Origin of the sequence: Streptococcus sp. F0441 (genome assembly GCF_000314775.2) — a bacterium.
In the GTDB taxonomy this organism is placed as follows: domain Bacteria; phylum Bacillota; class Bacilli; order Lactobacillales; family Streptococcaceae; genus Streptococcus.
The window spans coordinates 518,198-534,496 of record NZ_KB373321.1 but is presented as its reverse complement, the minus strand read 5'-3'; the positions used below and the strand labels follow the sequence as shown (position 1 = coordinate 534,496).

16 protein-coding genes are annotated in these 16,299 nt (G+C 33.6%); 1 reads left to right on the top strand and 15 read right to left on the bottom strand.

Going from position 1 to position 16,299, the window contains the following annotated elements; all coding sequences use genetic code 11:
• Nucleotides 1-181 precede the first annotated feature (181 nt).
• Nucleotides 182-2,164, bottom strand: a complete 1,983-nt coding sequence (locus HMPREF9188_RS02505) for a peptide ABC transporter substrate-binding protein (RefSeq protein ID WP_009729803.1) — start codon at nucleotides 2,162-2,164, stop codon at nucleotides 182-184.
• Between the two features lie 188 nt (nucleotides 2,165-2,352).
• Between HMPREF9188_RS02505 and HMPREF9188_RS02500 the strand changes: the two genes are divergently transcribed.
• Nucleotides 2,353-3,372 (top strand): IS30 family transposase, encoded by a 1,020-nt coding sequence (locus HMPREF9188_RS02500; RefSeq protein WP_009729802.1) that lies wholly within the window; start codon nucleotides 2,353-2,355, stop codon nucleotides 3,370-3,372.
• Nucleotides 3,373-3,629: 257 nt separating this feature from the next.
• Here the strand turns inward: HMPREF9188_RS02500 and HMPREF9188_RS02495 are convergent, their stop codons facing one another.
• The 14 genes from HMPREF9188_RS02495 to cps4B all read right to left on the bottom strand — a co-directional run bounded on the left by HMPREF9188_RS02495 (nucleotide 3,630) and on the right by cps4B (nucleotide 16,299).
• Nucleotides 3,630-4,592 (bottom strand): acyltransferase family protein, encoded by a 963-nt coding sequence (locus tag HMPREF9188_RS02495; protein WP_009729801.1) that lies wholly within the window; start codon nucleotides 4,590-4,592, stop codon nucleotides 3,630-3,632.
• 91 nt (nucleotides 4,593-4,683) lie between these two features.
• Nucleotides 4,684-5,076, bottom strand: coding sequence for a glycerol-3-phosphate cytidylyltransferase (tagD, locus tag HMPREF9188_RS02490; protein ID WP_009729800.1), 393 nt, complete (start codon nucleotides 5,074-5,076; stop codon nucleotides 4,684-4,686).
• A 38-nt stretch (nucleotides 5,077-5,114) separates the two neighbouring features.
• A complete protein-coding gene (locus HMPREF9188_RS02485) occupies nucleotides 5,115-6,254 on the bottom strand; it encodes a CDP-glycerol glycerophosphotransferase family protein (protein WP_000833457.1) in 1,140 nt (379 codons plus the stop codon).
• Nucleotides 6,238-7,701: a flippase gene (locus HMPREF9188_RS02480; RefSeq protein ID WP_000066243.1), complete on the bottom strand. Its 1,464-nt coding sequence runs from the start codon at nucleotides 7,699-7,701 to the stop codon at nucleotides 6,238-6,240. The genes HMPREF9188_RS02485 and HMPREF9188_RS02480 overlap by 17 nt, the downstream gene beginning before the upstream one ends.
• On the bottom strand, nucleotides 7,694-8,614 hold the full coding sequence (locus HMPREF9188_RS02475) for a capsular polysaccharide synthesis protein (protein ID WP_009729798.1): 921 nt from the start codon (nucleotides 8,612-8,614) through the stop codon (nucleotides 7,694-7,696). Before HMPREF9188_RS02475 ends, HMPREF9188_RS02480 begins: the two co-directional genes overlap by 8 nt.
• Before the next feature lie 16 nt (nucleotides 8,615-8,630).
• Nucleotides 8,631-9,587 (bottom strand): glycosyltransferase family 2 protein, encoded by a 957-nt coding sequence (locus HMPREF9188_RS02470; RefSeq protein WP_009729797.1) that lies wholly within the window; start codon nucleotides 9,585-9,587, stop codon nucleotides 8,631-8,633.
• 14 nt (nucleotides 9,588-9,601) lie between these two features.
• Nucleotides 9,602-10,624 carry a glycosyltransferase family 2 protein gene (locus tag HMPREF9188_RS02465; RefSeq protein ID WP_000687911.1) on the bottom strand — a complete coding sequence of 341 codons (1,023 nt, stop codon included), beginning with the start codon at nucleotides 10,622-10,624 and terminating at the stop codon, nucleotides 9,602-9,604.
• The gene (locus HMPREF9188_RS02460) at nucleotides 10,614-11,513 is read right to left on the bottom strand and encodes a beta-carotene 15,15'-monooxygenase (protein WP_232194154.1); all 900 of its coding nucleotides are present in this window, start codon (nucleotides 11,511-11,513) and stop codon (nucleotides 10,614-10,616) included. Before HMPREF9188_RS02460 ends, HMPREF9188_RS02465 begins: the two co-directional genes overlap by 11 nt.
• Before the next feature lie 304 nt (nucleotides 11,514-11,817).
• Nucleotides 11,818-12,324 carry a glycosyltransferase gene (locus tag HMPREF9188_RS02455; protein ID WP_000578435.1) on the bottom strand — a complete coding sequence of 169 codons (507 nt, stop codon included), beginning with the start codon at nucleotides 12,322-12,324 and terminating at the stop codon, nucleotides 11,818-11,820.
• Nucleotides 12,324-12,773 (bottom strand): PssD/Cps14F family polysaccharide biosynthesis glycosyltransferase, encoded by a 450-nt coding sequence (gene pssD, locus HMPREF9188_RS02450; protein ID WP_000686640.1) that lies wholly within the window; start codon nucleotides 12,771-12,773, stop codon nucleotides 12,324-12,326. The genes HMPREF9188_RS02455 and pssD overlap by 1 nt, the downstream gene beginning before the upstream one ends.
• A 3-nt stretch (nucleotides 12,774-12,776) precedes the next feature.
• Nucleotides 12,777-14,144: a sugar transferase gene (locus tag HMPREF9188_RS02445; RefSeq protein ID WP_009729795.1), complete on the bottom strand. Its 1,368-nt coding sequence runs from the start codon at nucleotides 14,142-14,144 to the stop codon at nucleotides 12,777-12,779.
• A 29-nt stretch (nucleotides 14,145-14,173) separates the two neighbouring features.
• Nucleotides 14,174-14,857 carry a tyrosine-protein kinase gene (locus HMPREF9188_RS02440; protein ID WP_001142578.1) on the bottom strand — a complete coding sequence of 228 codons (684 nt, stop codon included), beginning with the start codon at nucleotides 14,855-14,857 and terminating at the stop codon, nucleotides 14,174-14,176.
• Nucleotides 14,858-14,866: 9 nt separating this feature from the next.
• Complete coding sequence (gene cpsC, locus HMPREF9188_RS02435) at nucleotides 14,867-15,559, bottom strand: capsular polysaccharide biosynthesis protein CpsC (protein ID WP_009729794.1); 693 nt, start codon at nucleotides 15,557-15,559, stop codon at nucleotides 14,867-14,869.
• A gap of 8 nt (nucleotides 15,560-15,567) precedes the next feature.
• The gene (cps4B, locus tag HMPREF9188_RS02430; protein ID WP_000565338.1) at nucleotides 15,568-16,299 is read right to left on the bottom strand and encodes a capsular polysaccharide biosynthesis protein Cps4B; all 732 of its coding nucleotides are present in this window, start codon (nucleotides 16,297-16,299) and stop codon (nucleotides 15,568-15,570) included.

Below are 16,299 nucleotides of genomic sequence, written 5' to 3'. Positions count from 1 at the left end.
GTCATAAATAAAAAAATAATTATGCTTTTAATATAACAAATAATATCTAAGAAAGCAATAGGAAAAAGGAAAATTCGCAAAAATTTCTCAAGACACCTCAAATTTAAAAGCTCGCTTTAAAGATATAAAAAGGACTTAGCATCCAAGAGGAATACTAAATCCTTTCTCATATCCTGCAAAATTATTTCACATGGTTTGCGAGGTCTTCTTGAGCCTTCTTATTAGACTCTTCTTTTTCTTTCAACCAGTTTTCTTGAGCTTTTTGATACTCTTCTGTTGTTACTGCCTTATCTTGTACATCTAGGTATTTATACAAGAGGGCTTCGCTCATACCCTTGTTACCAGAGTATGCAAACGGAAGTGTAAATGGTACCATCTTAGACAACATTGGACGACCAGTTTGAGAAGTTGTTGGGATGAGCAAGGCACTGTCTGTCAACCAAGCTTGGGCAGCAGCATATTTTTCATAACGTTTTGAAACGTCAGTAGTTTCTTCCCCAGCTTCCACAACCATTTTTTCGTAGTCTTCCAAACCAACTTGCTTGGCAGCAGCGTTGTTTGTTCCTGAGTCAAATCCTAGGTAAGTCTTTGTATTTTCCCCTACAGATGGTTTGATAATATCAAGGTAGGTGGAAGGGTCTGCAAAGTCTGGAGACCAACCCACGTTATCTGAGATATCCCAGTCTTCTCCAGCCGCAGTTTCAGCAAAGTAAGTGATGTTCAAGACATCGTCTTTTTGAAGTTGTTGAATATCGACAACCACATTATCAGATCCTAAGTTTTTTTCAACTGACTGTTTAAAAGATTGGACACGTTGAACTTTTGTTGTATTGGTTTGGTCTACAGGCATATCCAAGTGGATTGGGAATTTCACACCTTCCGCTTGGAGAGCTGTCTTAGCTTTAGCAAACTCTGCTTTGGCCTTATCTGGGTTGTAGAGTCCATCTTGAGCATCATCCAAGTTCACGTTGCTCCACTCATCACCATAAGTCACCAATTTATCTTTGACCATTTCGCCAAAGTTCTTTCCATCTGCCTGTACAAATGTAGGAGGAACAAATAAGTTACGAAGCAGTTTGGTAGCTCCGCTTGCACCATTTACTTGAGAAGCATAGGCTGTTCTATCGAAACCAAAAGCAAGAGCTTGACGGAAGTCTTTGTTTAGAAGAGCTTTCTTGGTTGATGTTTTTTCTTCATCCGTTGTCTTAGAAGTGTACTTATAAGACTGACGATCAATATTCGTACCGACTAAATAAGTAGTAGAGTCTTGTTGTGTATAAACGATATTGTCTTTGAATGTTTTTTCAGTCTCTGGGTAGCTAGCGCTTGTTGGGAAGAGACGAGCCATTGTAAAGCTGCCGTCTTTGAAAGCTTCAGTTGGTTTGTTGGTATCTTGTCCATCCCAGAATGATAATTTAACCTTATCGATATGGACATTGTCCTTATCCCAGTAGTTAGGATTTTTCGCAAATTCGACAGAAGATTTAGCAACAATTGATTTGAGTAAGAACGGACCATTGTAGAGAATACTGCTTGAGTCAGTTCCCTTAGCGAAGTCATCCCCTTTAGAGTTCAAGAACTCTTCATTTACTGGGGCCAAAACTCCCATCGTTGTCTTAGAATTCCAGAAGCTTTCTGGCTTGTTCAATGTGTACTGAACTGTATAATCATCAAGGGCCTTGATTCCTACTTGAGAGAAGTCTGTAATTTCTCCTTTAACATAGGCGTCCAATCCTTTGATTGATTCTTGAACTAAATAAAGACCATCAGATTTTTTATCAGCAGCATATTTAAGTCCTGTTACAAAGTCTTGAGCTTTGACTTCTGCGTATTCCTCACCTTCAGAGGTATACCATTTTGCATCCTTACGAAGCGTATACGTGTAAGTCAAGCCGTCCTTAGATACAGACCAATCCTCAGCCATAGATGGCACAAAGTTACCATAGCGGTCATTTTCGAGCAAGCCATCGATAACGTTGCTCGTAATATTTGCTGTAGCTGCCTTACCAGTTGTCAAATAGTTTAGGTTATCAGGATCCGTTTCATAAATGTATGAGAATGTCTTCTCACCTTTAGCACTTGAACCTGATCCAGAGCACGCAGCCAGAGTACCAGCTGCCAATAATGTCACACCCGCAAGGGCAAGTAATTTTGAACTTTTCATCATTTTCTCCTTTAAAATTTACATCCCATTATAGACTCTTTTCAAAAAGTTGTCAACAGAATTTTCAGAATTTTTGAATGATTTTAGCATTTTCTGAAAAATGCCCTGTTGTAAAATGAAGTGCAACAAAAAAGACATGTTCGTCTGATATACTAGAGTTGCGAAAAACAGTATAAAGGAAGATGAACATGTCCACTAATTATTCTACCACAAATCAATCATACAAGCACTTATCTGAAGCTGAGCGAGGGGAAATTGAAGCTTATTTAAGCGTAGGACTCAAACCTGCTGAGATTGCTCGTAGACTAGGGAGAAATCGCTCTACTATTACTCGTGAAATTAATCGTGGTTCCATAACACAAGTGAAAAAAGTAAATGGGCAGAAGGTCTATCACCAACACTATTATGCAGATACTGCTCATAACCGTTATCGTCATGCTAGAGAAGCCAGCTATTATCTGAAACTGGATCGTGTATCGGATGACTTTCTGAGAGAATTTACAGAAGCAATGAGAGAGAAACCAAGGGTGCATAGCGTGGATACCTTTGTTCATACCTATAGACTCCAACATGTAGATGCAGTTGTTCCTTCAACCAAGACGCTCTATAACTATATCCATCAAGGTTTATTAGAGATTAAGGTTATTGATTTACCAAGAGCAGTGCGGATCCGTAAGAAATTTACCAAGCGCCCCTCTACCAAGAAACATCTAGGAAAGTCAATTGAAGAAAGACCAGAAGAAATCAATAATCGTTCCCGTTTTGGAGATTGGGAAATCGATTTTGTTCTGGGTGGAAAGACAATAGGAGAACCTTCTATTCTGACCTTGGTAGAACGACAAACACGCTATGCCGTCACCAAGAAACTCGTGGAAAAGAAAGAAGAGTATGTCAATCAAGCAATCTTAGAGTGTATGAAACTTTATCCCATTAAGTCCATAACTGCAGATAATGGAAACGAATTTTCATCATTGAGTAAGATAGAGGGATTAGATGTTTATTTTGCACATGCCTATTCATCTTATGAACGAGGTACAAATGAGAATTTCAATGGATTATTAAGAGAGTTCATTCCAAAGGGATCCTCACTAAAAGAACTAAAGCCGACACTTTTAGAGGACTATACAAAGGCTATCAATGAAGGATCTAGACGAATCCATGGCTATCAGTCCGCAAAAAAGCTGTTTGAGCTAACTCAAACAGCTTGAAAGATACTCACTTAATCAGAAGAACAACTTTGTTGCACTTGACTTGACAATTAGGGTACTTATAATTTTTTGCATACTTTTCCTTTTCATTTTTCCGAAAATATTTAATCTTCTAGGCATAATCAAAAAGAAAGTTCACCAGAACCCTCTTTTCGATTATATAATATTCTACATTGTACACAAATCATAATCATGACGAAATCTAATTTGATCTCAACTAATAATCCGTTTTGCATTTTTTCAACTATTATTTATTTTCATCTGATTTGTTTCACAAATTGAAATAGCTTTCCTAAACCATAGCATATTAGAAAAACAAAAATAGTCCCAAATTTAAGAATATAAGTATTAGAAATTAACACTGTAAATATCAAAATAACAAACTGGTGCGTTATGTAAATAAAAGTGGTGTATTTTTCTCCAATTTCGTTCAATATCTCAATATCAATCGCATTAGGTAATTTTATTGCAAATAACATCAACATTATTACAGCAAGTATTGAACTTATATAAAGTTCAAAAGAATTACCTAAACTGTAATACTCAAAAAATACTAGCATTGGATATATAATCATTCCCAAGATTAATAATTTATTTATCACTCGACAATTAATGATCCTCTTTTTTATCTGTGCCAAGAAATTCCCTATTCCAAAGAACGGTATTCCCATAAACAAAAAATTTCTGTAAAAAATTGAATCATTAATCATGAATTCAATAATAAAAGCAAGTAGCAAAAGTATAGCAATCACTTGTTTCCTAAACAGCAATCTCTTGTTAGAAAAATAAAGGTAAATATAGATATATAGTATAGCATATAGATACCAAAGTGGTGTAGCCAGAGAACCTATTAAATCTGATATTCTATTAAAAAATATAAACCTTATGATATTCGTGAAACTAAAAGTCTGAAAAGGAAATTGCAAATTATTTTCTTTCCATAATGTATAGATAAAAATAGCTGCATAAAAAAATGTACTTATTAATGTTAATCTAAATATTTTTTTTATTCTTTGCTGTATTTTAGACTTTGAAATATTATATGAATAAAAACCAGAAATCAAAAAAAACATTGGTACTGCAAATCGTGCAATTATCTGATAAACAGCTCCAATTTTTCCTGGTAGCCATATATGTATAGCAACCACACTAAAACAGGCTAATGTTTTAATAGCATGTAAAGTGGTATTATCCATTGCTTTATTCTCTTTAGTCTCCATCTTCCTCCACCTAAAAACGCAAAACTCTAGACTCAATGTGCTCTCTATAATAAATTATTAAAAATATAAATGCAACATTTTCACTCTATATTTAGTCTGCTAAATCCTCTTTAATTTTAGTTGTTGAAATTTCTTTCGTTCTGGGCAAATAGACTACTTCAACGCCTTCTTCTTTTAGATAATCAAATTTACCTTTCCAATCATCGCCCATTACAAAAGTATCAATATGATACTCTTTTACATCTGATTTTTTTTGTTCCCAACTAGTTTCAGGTATTACTAGATCTACATATCGTATTGCCTCAACTAAATTTTTTCTATGTTCATAATTAAAATAACAAATTTTATTTTTTTCTTTTAAATTGAACTCATCACTTGAAACAACTACAATTAAATAATCGCCTAATTGCTTTGCTCTTTTTAACAAATTAATATGCCCATAATGGAGCAAATCAAAAGTCCCATAAGTAATTACTCTTTTCATATCCTATTCCTCTTGTCTAACTTTCGTTTTTAGTTTCTTTATAATTGATTCACTATCCACTCTGCACACTTCCTTGCAGCATCTCCATCATCAAATCGTCTGTTCTTTAACTTATAATCATCGATACATTCATGATAATCCATTTTTGAAAATCTAGAAATTTGTTCAACTAATTCAAGATTTGTATAACATTTAATAAATGGAAGATTGTTGAAATTTGGATTTAGTGGTCTTAATTTTGTATACTCCTCATAATCTGGCATATACAAAAATATAGTTCTATTTAACAACATAAAATCTATCGGTGCTGATGAATAGTCTGAAATCATAATATCAGCTGCAAACATCAAATCCTGCGGATCCGGATAATCTGTCACATTAATTAATCTTTCATCATCATTTTTAAAAAATGTATTATCAACATTTGGATGAAAACGAATCAACACTCTAACTTCTTTATTATAGAATTTTTGAAACGAACTGATTACCTTATCATAATCGAGATTATACGCTTTTGTTGATCCATTATCCCTAAAAGTAGGCATATATAAAACGACTAGTTCATCTAAAGAGATATTATATCTAGCTCTGACGATTTGATTTGTGTGACTTACTTTCTCACTATAAAAGAAATCATCATTTCTTGGTAAACCATATTCCAAAATTTCAACATTGTCATCTAGCCAAAATGATTTTTTAAACTGTTCTGTTTGCAATTGGCAACTAGAAATGATTCCATCAGATATCCTACCATCGTATTTCGCCATTACAAGATAGGATTTTGAAAGTGTTGATTCTACATCCTTTTCGACTAATTTAACGCCATCAGATCCATGCCACGTCTGTAAGTAGATTTGCTTTTTTCTTTTCCAAGGACGATCGGAATTTCTGATATTATCGACCCAAATTTTAGCTGTACTCCACTCCAAAAAAGCTCTCCAACTTCCATATCGTACCTTTCTAACCCCATCAGGCACAGAAGTACTCATATCCTTTGTTAACCAAACTATATCAAGATTCTTATCCTGCTTTAATAGTTCATCAGCAATATACTTTGGATTGTCCCCATATCCTCGACCACCAAAGTTATCAAATACTAGCTTTCTTTTATTTAAAGGTAGCCAACTAAATGGGTAAAACATTAATCTTTTTAATAATAATTTATAATATCTTTTCATATCCAATCTTTCGTTTGATCTTTTCCCTCAATAACTTAAAATGTAAGTTTCTTGACATTAAAATATAGCTACAACTGAAAGCAACATATACGAATCCGCCCAAAGCTATGAGTAAAATAAGACTCACTATATTATAGGGTAAATGAGTTTTGAGCGCTATAATAACCAGGTACATAATCAGACCAAATAGGTAGAATATCAAACCGTTTTTCAAATATCTTTTTAAATTTAAGTCTCTTCTAACTGACCAAAACTGCATTCCAGACAACACAAATTCTGCCAATACTGTACTAACTGTTGCTCCCATAGCACCAAAAGGTTTTATAAAAAAACAGTTTAACACTAGATTAACAACCGCTCCCGCGATTAGAGACACTACATAATCTTTATCTTTAGCTCTAGGAATCAAATACTGAGTTCTAATAATATTTCCTAAAACAGAAAAGACAAAAGCCGGAGACATAGCAGCAATCAATCTTCCTGATTCAAGAAACTCTTCTCCCCAAAATATAATGGAAAAAATATCAGATACCGATATTAGTCCAAACATCAATACACTAGAAATAATCATCACGTATAAAATTGTTACCTCTATGTAGTATTTACTCTTTTCTTCTTGTCCTTCTGCTAGTAAATAGGAAGTTCTCGGCAACATAACAGCCCCTAAGGCCGCAATCAAAGCTTTAGGAATTTCAATAATTCTACCTGCATTGTCATAAAATCCAACCTGCTTTACGTCAACCATTAAACCAAGCATATATTTATCCATATTAGTAAAAATACTAATGGCTAGTACAGGAATAAAAAGAATTAAAATTGGCTTGATATGAGGTAATAATTCCTTTAATTGAATCTTTTTCCAAGACAATACTCCTTTTAATTGTCCCCATAGTAAAAGTTGACCAACTAAAGTTACTGACCCATTTATAAATGTATACTTCCATAGATCTGTACTTTGACGTACACATAAAAAAATTAAAAATAATCCTAAAAGTTTAACTAATGTGTTCCTAAAAACGATTTGTTTAAAATTTTCTAATCCATAGAAAAACCAAGTAATATCAACAGCATTTGATAACAATAAAAAGAGTTGTAATATTGCAATAACCTTGTAATGTACTGCCCCAAAATATAGATAAGCAATATAAGTTATAGTTACCAGAATAGACATTATTAACTGGATAGAATAGATACTCCAAAATGTTTTTGATAGAATATCTTCTCCTTCTCGCTTAACAGTCGCAATTGTTCTATTCCCGTAATTTGCAATCCCCAGGAGCATAAACATCATAAAGTAAAGTGCAACTGACATCGTAAAAGAATGAATACCTAGATTTTCAGCACCTAATACTCGTGATAAGTAGGGAGAAGTTATTAAAGGAACAGCAATACCAACCAACTGATATCCCATATTATAAGCTAAATTTTTACTGATCTTATTACTCATTTGTCTCAACTTTCGAAGAAATTATAAACTTATAAAAGGTATCCACACCACTAGAATAATCGAGGTGATGGTTTAATTTATGAAACACTGATATATTTTTTATTTGTTCCCATCGTTTTTCCGAAAATTGATTATTTAGCTCAAAGTGAAGTGTGTGGGGAGAATGATTATTAAAGGTAGGGACAGCAATCCATTCTGCTGGATAATGTTCCGTAGCAATTGTAAAGAATATGTGAAATAAAAAATAATTACATAAACTATTATTTCTCTTCCAATACTCCCAGAGAAGTTTTCTCGTATACAGTAATATAGGATGGTTACTAAATGACGAAATTAACCAACTTGATGCAACAACGGCTTGGGAATCCTTCCGAGATAAATCTAACGATTTATATACAAAAAGGGGTAATTCAAGATTTGTAAAATCTCCTCCGGTATTCAACACAGTTGCATCCACCCATAATCCACCATGACGACATAGAAGTTCTACCCGAAGAATATCAGAATAGTGAGCACGAGAAATCCAGCCCTTTTTATATTTATCAATGATATAATCTGGGATATCTGTATAATCACTAATATTTTCTTCTGTTAGTACTATAATCTCTCTTCCAGGAAAATATGTTCTCATTGATTGAATACATGTTCTAATTAACTCTGGAGCGCTTTCTTCACCTTGAAACCAACAAATCCAAACTTTATTCGAAATGTTCATATCATTTTTCTGTTCACTTTCAGTCAACGAAATATGGCTAAATTGTCGCTTCATTTTTCTATAAGCAATATCAATATCTTGTTGAAAAGCTATATTTTGATTACTGATAACATATATCGGAAACATTCTATGAATTTTATTTTTCAATTTACTAAAAAAAGAGCGATTGTTAATAGAAGCTAAAATTTTTTCCAGCATTATTTCTCCTCACACCCTACATTACTTTTGATTTTACATAAGCTGCTAAACGAATATTTATATATCCTAAAATATTCTGTACAATTAGCTTCTTATCGTCGTTCTGTGTATATTTAACAATTTTTCTAAACTGTTGTTGCAAGTATTTTAAAAAAGCTACATTCAAGACATTGTAATGACTAGCGGTTGTTGTAACAATCCAATTACAATACTGTTGACACGAACGTTGGTGTAAAAAGGAATTCTTTTTTTCTGCATAAAATTCAATACGCGATGTATGCATTTTATCCTTCATCTTTATTTTTTCTAAAGTCATATTACTTTGTACAATGCTTCCTTTTCGTTGAACGTATAAATATAACGGCTCCTCTACAATTGATACCCTTTTACACTCCCAAAACAGAGGATAGTTAAGAAATTCATCTTCATACAACATGCCTTTTTTAAATTTTAACTTTTCAAATAAAGTTGATCGATAAAGCTTATTCCAAGCAACAACATAACGATAACCATTTGACGTTAACACTTTTTCTAATACTTGTTGACCAGATAAACATATTTTATCATTATCTAGTATCTCATCTTTTATCTTTTCACCCGTTTCATCAACCAATGAAAAAGAACATATAGACACCTCTGAATTATTGTTTTTTAGAGAATGATACAACTTCCACACATAATCCTTAGATATATAATCATCGCTATCAATAAACGATACATATTGACCTCTTATATGTTCTATTCCAAAGTTTCGAGCATCTGATAAACCACCGTTTTCTTTATGAAACACTCTTATTCTAGAATCAATTTTAATAAACGAATCACAAATATTTCCACTATTGTCTGTACTTCCATCATCAACCAATAGTATCTCAATATTGTCATAAGTTTGATTCAAAATGCTTTCTACTGATTTTTTTAAATATTTTTCTACATTATAGACTGGGACGATAATGCTTACTAAATCTTCCATAAATGATTCATCCTTCAATATTTTAATCGCTTTTTCTTCCACCATTCTTTGAATGAGTAAAAAGAATAGATTAATAAGGGAATTTTAGACTTCAGCAAATAAAAAATAATCATCTCATTCAGATTTTTAGGCTTCTTTTCTTTACTCACTTTCTCATCTAAAAATGGTCTATATTTTTTTAATTGTTGTGCAATATTATCCCATTTTTCTTTTGAGGAATACGGAGAATCGAATTTAAATAAGTTATTTACATATAAACTAGCAAGGTAAAATCTAAAATCCATATGTTGCTTATAGTAGTTCTCCTCAATTTTAGGATAAACTTCTAATAATTGATTCCATAATTGATTCTGAATCAATAAGGAGTGTTCAATATTATTCACATAACGCTTAGATAATGACTTGGGATTAACATTTTGAACATTATAATACACACCATCAATTACTGCAATACTTCTTGAGACCATCAAGTATTGATAGACAAATGACATATCTTCCCCAAGTGACATCTCAGTCGAAAAAGTAATGTTATTTTCCTCAATCCTTCTACGAAGAAATAATTTAGCCCAAACACTTCTCGGAAAAATATCCACAAAATGATTTCCTATTTCCTCTTTTGTTCGTGCAATAAATGAAGCTGAACAGTTCTCGTTTCCACCATATTGTGTTGTATTAGGCTCTTTATGCCAACAAGATAAAAGATCAATTTTATTTTTTTTAGCAAACTGATACATTTTATAAAGTATACCATCATCTAAAACATCATCTGAATCTAGGAAAAATACATACTCTCCACTTGCATGAGATAATCCCTTATTTCTAGCAGCAGATACCCCTTTATTAAGCTGATGAAAAATCTTAATTTTGGGATTACTATTATACTGTTCTAAAATTTCTGCTGTAGAATCATTGGACCCATCATTCACCAGAATCACTTCAAGAGATTCTAAATTTTGCTTTAGGGCACTATCAACACAATTTTTTATTGTTTTTTCAGCATTGTATATTGGTATAACCACTGATACTTCAATTTTCATCTAAATCTCCTCTGATTGAATTAGTAGATTTATAAACAACATTACCTAATCCAAGAAAGAAAAATACAATATATGTAGACCTCGTAAATGTACTATTCCACACAACAATGCTCATCATCACTACAAAAGCTATTATTGATACAATCAGTCTTTCACATTGCATATCTTTATCTCTAGTAAAAGTTCCTCTTATAAATAATGATAACAAAAATAAATAAAGAAGGACTACAGAAATAAAACCACCATCTGCAAGCATTTTACCTAGTTCATAGATATAATTAACAGAGTATGACCCCAAACCTTTTCCAAATATGGCACTAACATAATCATGATAAAATAAGTTATCCCATAAAAAGGAAATAGTATTGGTTCGTCCCGCAAAGTCTGTTCGGTTTTCATAGGATAATGCCTTTGTAACATTAAAAAAAGTATACAAATTATCAGGCAAAACCATTTCAATAATTTTATAGGCAACCAAAAAAAGAAGAGATATTCCTACAGTTGTACTAATTATACGTGCTTTTCTAACTGCTTTTGACTTTTGAAATATGAAAATTAGGAAAATAGAGAATATAAAAATAACAAAAAAAATCTTTATTTCTGCCAATGCACATATTATACAGGAAATAGCAATCAATATTAACGACTTCATAGCTTTCCATTTGCCATATAGATAATAAACAATAGATAAAATACTTAAGGCTAAACAATAGAATCCTTGAATTCCATTTGCATAATTAGTGAAACCAAAAATACCATTGGTAAAATCAGGATGTAAATGTAATACTAAATGTTGGTATAAAACTAACAATAAATTAAATATCTGTGCAACGTAAGCAGTATCAATTAAAGATGAAAAAGTTCTGTCATCTAAATAACTGTTCGTCATGTAATAAACAAGAAATGCTCCTAGTATGTATCTTATTCTTGCAACGAAATCATATACATTGAGATTTCCCCAACTAAAACTAATTAATAAAAATAGTATTAAGAAAATAAAAAAGGCTATACTGACGTGAGGATTTTTAATTTTAATCTTACCCGAAGAATAGGAATCAAATATAACAAATAAAACCGATACCAATAGCAATAAATCTGGTATCGTAAACAATAGTGATGAAGGAAAATAGGAATATATTAACTCACTACATAACGAATATATGAATAGCAACTTGATACAAATATTTATAAACTTATTCGTCCTTAACATAGCTTGTCCCCATTAAATCATCAATCATATCTATAAAGTTCTCCATAAACAGGTTATTATTAGTTTTCAAATCTGTTCTTTGTTGTTCATTTATTTTTGAAATACATGCCATAAGATCACTTATATTCGTAATGACTGTTAAATTATAGATATTTAATACTTTCTCAACAAATTCCATCTGATGATCATTCACATGCTCTCCAAATTTTTTTTGTCTAGGAACAACTATCGGGGTTTTCCCTTTAGCAAAAACCCCCATAAACGTCGCTGGCCCACCATGAGTAATGATAACATCTGATCCCTCAATTAATTTATTCATTTTTTCATAAGAAATTATCTTTTCCCACTCACAATATTGCGGAATATAACTGGAATATCCTGTTTGAATAAATACTTCATCTTGAATAAATCCCTCACCTTTTAATCTATCAACCTCTTTAATAAGTCGATTAAACTGTTGTTCATGAGTACCTACTGTCACAAAAATCATTAGAAGATCCCTCCGAGATTGATTGCTTTCGGATATACTTTTTTCATTTCCTCCCACTGTACTATGAACCTATCTGTCACCGGATATACTAATTTCCCTGTTAGGGTTGGTGCATCAATACGGTCAAAAACTTCAATATAGACTGTCTTAGCACCAAATATTTTTCCTAGATAAAAGAAAGGGACAGCTACAGCTGCACCAGACGAAATAATCACATCTGGTCTCTCTTTTTTTAAAATTTTATAGGCGAGAAAAGAATTTCTTACTAAATTTTTTATATTACGATTGGTTGGATAATAGCAAGGATATACAACTTCCTCAGAGAGTACACTCCGAGCATCCTCTTTATCAAAAGTAACCCAAAATCTTTCCTTATCTTTCCAGAAAGGTTTTAATAGATATAAATGAGTCAAGTGACCTCCACTAGATCCAACTAAACATATTTTCATTTCCTACTTCGCCCCATCTCTCATAAATACAACTTTAACTGTCTTCAATAAAATTTCAATATCTTTCCAGATTGTCCAGCCATCAATATACTCTACGTCAAGTTTGACCACATCATCGAAATTCGTTATTTCACTTCGTCCACTAACTTGCCAGAGACCTGTGATTCCTGGTCGAAAGCTAAGACGACGTTTCTGCTCAGGTGTATATTGTTCATACTCATCCACTGTTGGAGGTCTTGTTCCTACCAAACTCATATCTCCCTTGAGAACATTATAGAACTGAGGAAGTTCGTCTAGGCTCGTTTTACGAATAAAACGTCCTACCTTCGTGATACGAGGATCATTATCTACCTTAAACATACCGCCTTCCATAGTGTTCTGTTCGAGGAGTGCTTGTTTCTTCTCTTCAGCATCTACACACATTGATCGAAACTTGTAGAAAGTGAAGCGACGCCCATTTTTACCGATACGAGTCTGAGCAAAAATTGCAGGCCCTCCATCTTTTCGAATTAAGGGAATCAAAATGGTGCCAATAATCCCACAAATTAGTAGGCCAAAAATAGAACCAATAATATCAATAATACGTTTTGCAATCACATGGCTTATCTTATAAAATTTAGTTGAGAAAATAACAACACTTAGTCCTGCCATTTCACGAATTTGCTTGTCAAGAGCAAGACTGCTATCAAAAGCATTCAGATTGACCATCACATCAATTCCCATTGTCTCAAATTGTGATACAAATTCTCTGATATTGTATTGCTCCGTCGGAAGATTTATGAATACCTCGTCAACTACTTCATGAGTTGCAAAAGAAACTATTTCATCCTCTGGAATTACTGTGACATTTTCGTGTTTGAAATCTGGTTTGTCTAAAACACTAACAGCTACTAGTTTACCAAATACATCATTTGATTCGTTCAACTTATCAATCACTTTATCAATTCGAGAAGCCGCTGTAATTAGAAGAATTTTTCGGCTCCCCTTAAAATTGAGATAAAGCTGTTTTAAATATTTCTTAATCAGGAAATTTAGGAAGTAAATCAGCAAAGTATGTAAAGTCAGGAAATAAATCATGCCCCTTCTTGATATGCTAAAGCGTTCTTCCAAGAAAAAGTTTGAAATACTGATCGCTAGTGCAAAGAAAATAGTATATTTTAACGTCTTGACAAGTTCAATTAGATAACCTCTTTTAAAAAAATCTCGTCCATAATCACTAATATAAAACACGAAGTAATGAAGGAGATAAAGTATAATTACTGTTGTTGAAGCAATCTCCGTTTCTCTTACAAAACTAAGTAAGTAAGCCAATAAAATGACAAGAATACTCTGAACCACCGCCAGAGACAATTTGAATCCTTTTCCTTTCATCGTAATCTCCCTAACTTATTTCATATTTCTTATTTTTTGCCGTAGTTACCGTAGGCCCCATAAGAACCATATTTTTCAACAGAGGTATTCAATTTATTGAGCACAATTCCTAAGAATGGTTTGCTTGTTTGTTCGAGCTGCCCTTTCGCTTTTTGAACATCACGTCGATTTGTTTCACCTACTGCAGTTACCAAAATAGAAGCGTCACATTTTTGAGTGATGATAGCTGCATCGATGACAACTCCAATTGGTGCTGTATCCACGATGATATAATCAAAGTACTTACGCAAGGCATCAAGCATGGTTGCAAAATTTTCACTTTGCAGCAAAGCTGTTGGGTTTGGTGATACAGAGCCCGCTTGAATAACAAACAAGTTTTCAACATTGGTATCACATAGCCCTTGTGATAGATCTGTCGTTCCAGATAAGAACTCTGTTAGTCCAGTAATCTTCTCGCGTGATTTAAAAACCCCTGACATGACAGAATTACGAATATCAGCATCGATTAAAAGAGTTTTATAGCCCGCACGCGCAAAGGCCCAAGCAATATTTGTAGAAGTAGTTGACTTTCCTTCACCCGGTTTCACAGACGTGATCGAAATAACTTTCAAGTTATTCCCACTCAACTGTATATTGGTGCGAAGTGCATTGTAATACTCTTCAGCTTTTCTTGCCAAATCTAATTTTTTTTGTACAATCTCTAATGTTGGCATCTCTCTCTCCTATTTCAATTTATCCAAATTTGGAACTACTCCCAATAGCGCAATTTGCATCACATCTTCGACATCTTCTGGACGTTTCACTCGTGTGTCTAGGAGTTCAATAAGGAGAACCGTGACAACCATCACAACCGCTCCAGCGAGAAAGCCAACCATGGTATTGCGACGGATATTTGGAGAAGATGGTGAGGTTGCCGGGCGAGCCTCTTCGAGTGTCGTCACATCTGAAACCCGTGTAACACTAATAATCTTTTGAGCTGCAACCTCTCTCAATGAGTTGGCGATACGGCTCGCTTCTTCAGGCAAACGATCAGTAACAGAGATAGAAACAATACGCGTATCCGCTGGAACTGTCACCTTAATTTTACCAGCTAGATCTTTTGGAGGAAGATCCAGTTTCAAATCAGTCGCAACTTTTTCTAAAACGCCTTGCGAGAGAATGATTTCACGATAGTCTTTTACCAAGTAAGATCCCGCTTGCAAGTCTTGGTTGGTCAAACCAGGTTTGTCTCCCTGATTGCGGTTGACAACATAAATGCGGGTAGTACTGGTATATTCGGGTTTTACGATAAAGCTACTATAGGCAAAGGCTACTGCTCCTGTCACGAATGCTACTAAGACAATCAGCAATTTTCGTTTCCATAGAATTTTTAACAAGTGGAATACATCAATTTCCATCATATTTTGTTCTTTCATTTTTTCTCCTAAATTAGTTGATCCATTATGATTTTTCTTGGGTTCTCTTTAAAGAGTTCCTTGGCCTTGTTTTCACCATATTTTTTGGCAATAATATCATAGGCTTCTTCCATATGAGGAGGTCTACGATCCAAGTTGTGCATATCACTAGCGATTACATGAACGAGGTCACGATCTAAAAAATACTGAGCTCTCTTTTTCATGAATTTATAAGTTTCTCCGAAGAGTTTCGGTTTCAAGACATGAGAACTATTGACCTGGGTATAGCACCCCATATCAATCAGTTCCTGAACTCGCTTTTCATTATTTTCTAGAGCATCATAACGCTCAATATGGGCAATGACTGGAGTAATACCCAGCATTAGAATATCACTCAATCCCTTATGTATATCTCGATAAGGTGTATTCATGCTAAACTCAATCAAAGCATAGCGACTATCGTTGAGCGTGGGAATTAATTTCTTTTCTAACTTCTCAACGACATCCGGCGTATAGTAGATTTCAGCCCCATAGGCAATGATTAGGTCATCAGCAACTTCCTTAGCCATTTCTCGCACCATGAGAAAGTTGGTTGCGATCTTTTCTTCAGGAGTTTCAAACATACCTTTTCGTCTATGCGATGTTGAAACGATTGTTCGCACTCCTTGACTATAGGCTTCTCTTAGAAGGTTTTTACTTTCCTCTATCGACTTCGGGCCATCATCCACATCAAAAACGATGTGCGAATGGATGTCTATCAT

Excerpts from the sequence above, each read along its gene's own strand:
- HMPREF9188_RS02505 (WP_009729803.1), bottom strand. The coding sequence starts at position 2,164 with ATGAAAAGTTCAAAATTACTTGCCCTTGCGGGTGTGACATTATTGGCA.
- HMPREF9188_RS02500 (WP_009729802.1), top strand. The coding sequence starts at position 2,353 with ATGTCCACTAATTATTCTACCACAAATCAATCATACAAGCACTTATCT.
- HMPREF9188_RS02495 (WP_009729801.1), bottom strand. The coding sequence starts at position 4,592 with ATGGAGACTAAAGAGAATAAAGCAATGGATAATACCACTTTACATGCT.
- tagD (WP_009729800.1), bottom strand. The coding sequence starts at position 5,076 with ATGAAAAGAGTAATTACTTATGGGACTTTTGATTTGCTCCATTATGGG.
- HMPREF9188_RS02485 (WP_000833457.1), bottom strand. The coding sequence starts at position 6,254 with ATGAAAAGATATTATAAATTATTATTAAAAAGATTAATGTTTTACCCA.
- HMPREF9188_RS02480 (WP_000066243.1), bottom strand. The coding sequence starts at position 7,701 with ATGAGTAATAAGATCAGTAAAAATTTAGCTTATAATATGGGATATCAG.
- HMPREF9188_RS02475 (WP_009729798.1), bottom strand. The coding sequence starts at position 8,614 with ATGCTGGAAAAAATTTTAGCTTCTATTAACAATCGCTCTTTTTTTAGT.
- HMPREF9188_RS02470 (WP_009729797.1), bottom strand. The coding sequence starts at position 9,587 with ATGGAAGATTTAGTAAGCATTATCGTCCCAGTCTATAATGTAGAAAAA.
- HMPREF9188_RS02465 (WP_000687911.1), bottom strand. The coding sequence starts at position 10,624 with ATGAAAATTGAAGTATCAGTGGTTATACCAATATACAATGCTGAAAAA.
- HMPREF9188_RS02460 (WP_232194154.1), bottom strand. The coding sequence starts at position 11,513 with ATGACGAACAGTTATTTAGATGACAGAACTTTTTCATCTTTAATTGAT.
- HMPREF9188_RS02455 (WP_000578435.1), bottom strand. The coding sequence starts at position 12,324 with ATGATTTTTGTGACAGTAGGTACTCATGAACAACAGTTTAATCGACTT.
- pssD (WP_000686640.1), bottom strand. The coding sequence starts at position 12,773 with ATGAAAATATGTTTAGTTGGATCTAGTGGAGGTCACTTGACTCATTTA.
- HMPREF9188_RS02445 (WP_009729795.1), bottom strand. The coding sequence starts at position 14,144 with ATGAAAGGAAAAGGATTCAAATTGTCTCTGGCGGTGGTTCAGAGTATT.
- HMPREF9188_RS02440 (WP_001142578.1), bottom strand. The coding sequence starts at position 14,857 with ATGCCAACATTAGAGATTGTACAAAAAAAATTAGATTTGGCAAGAAAA.
- cpsC (WP_009729794.1), bottom strand. The coding sequence starts at position 15,559 with ATGAAAGAACAAAATATGATGGAAATTGATGTATTCCACTTGTTAAAA.
- cps4B (WP_000565338.1), bottom strand. The coding sequence starts at position 16,299 with ATGATAGACATCCATTCGCACATCGTTTTTGATGTGGATGATGGCCCG.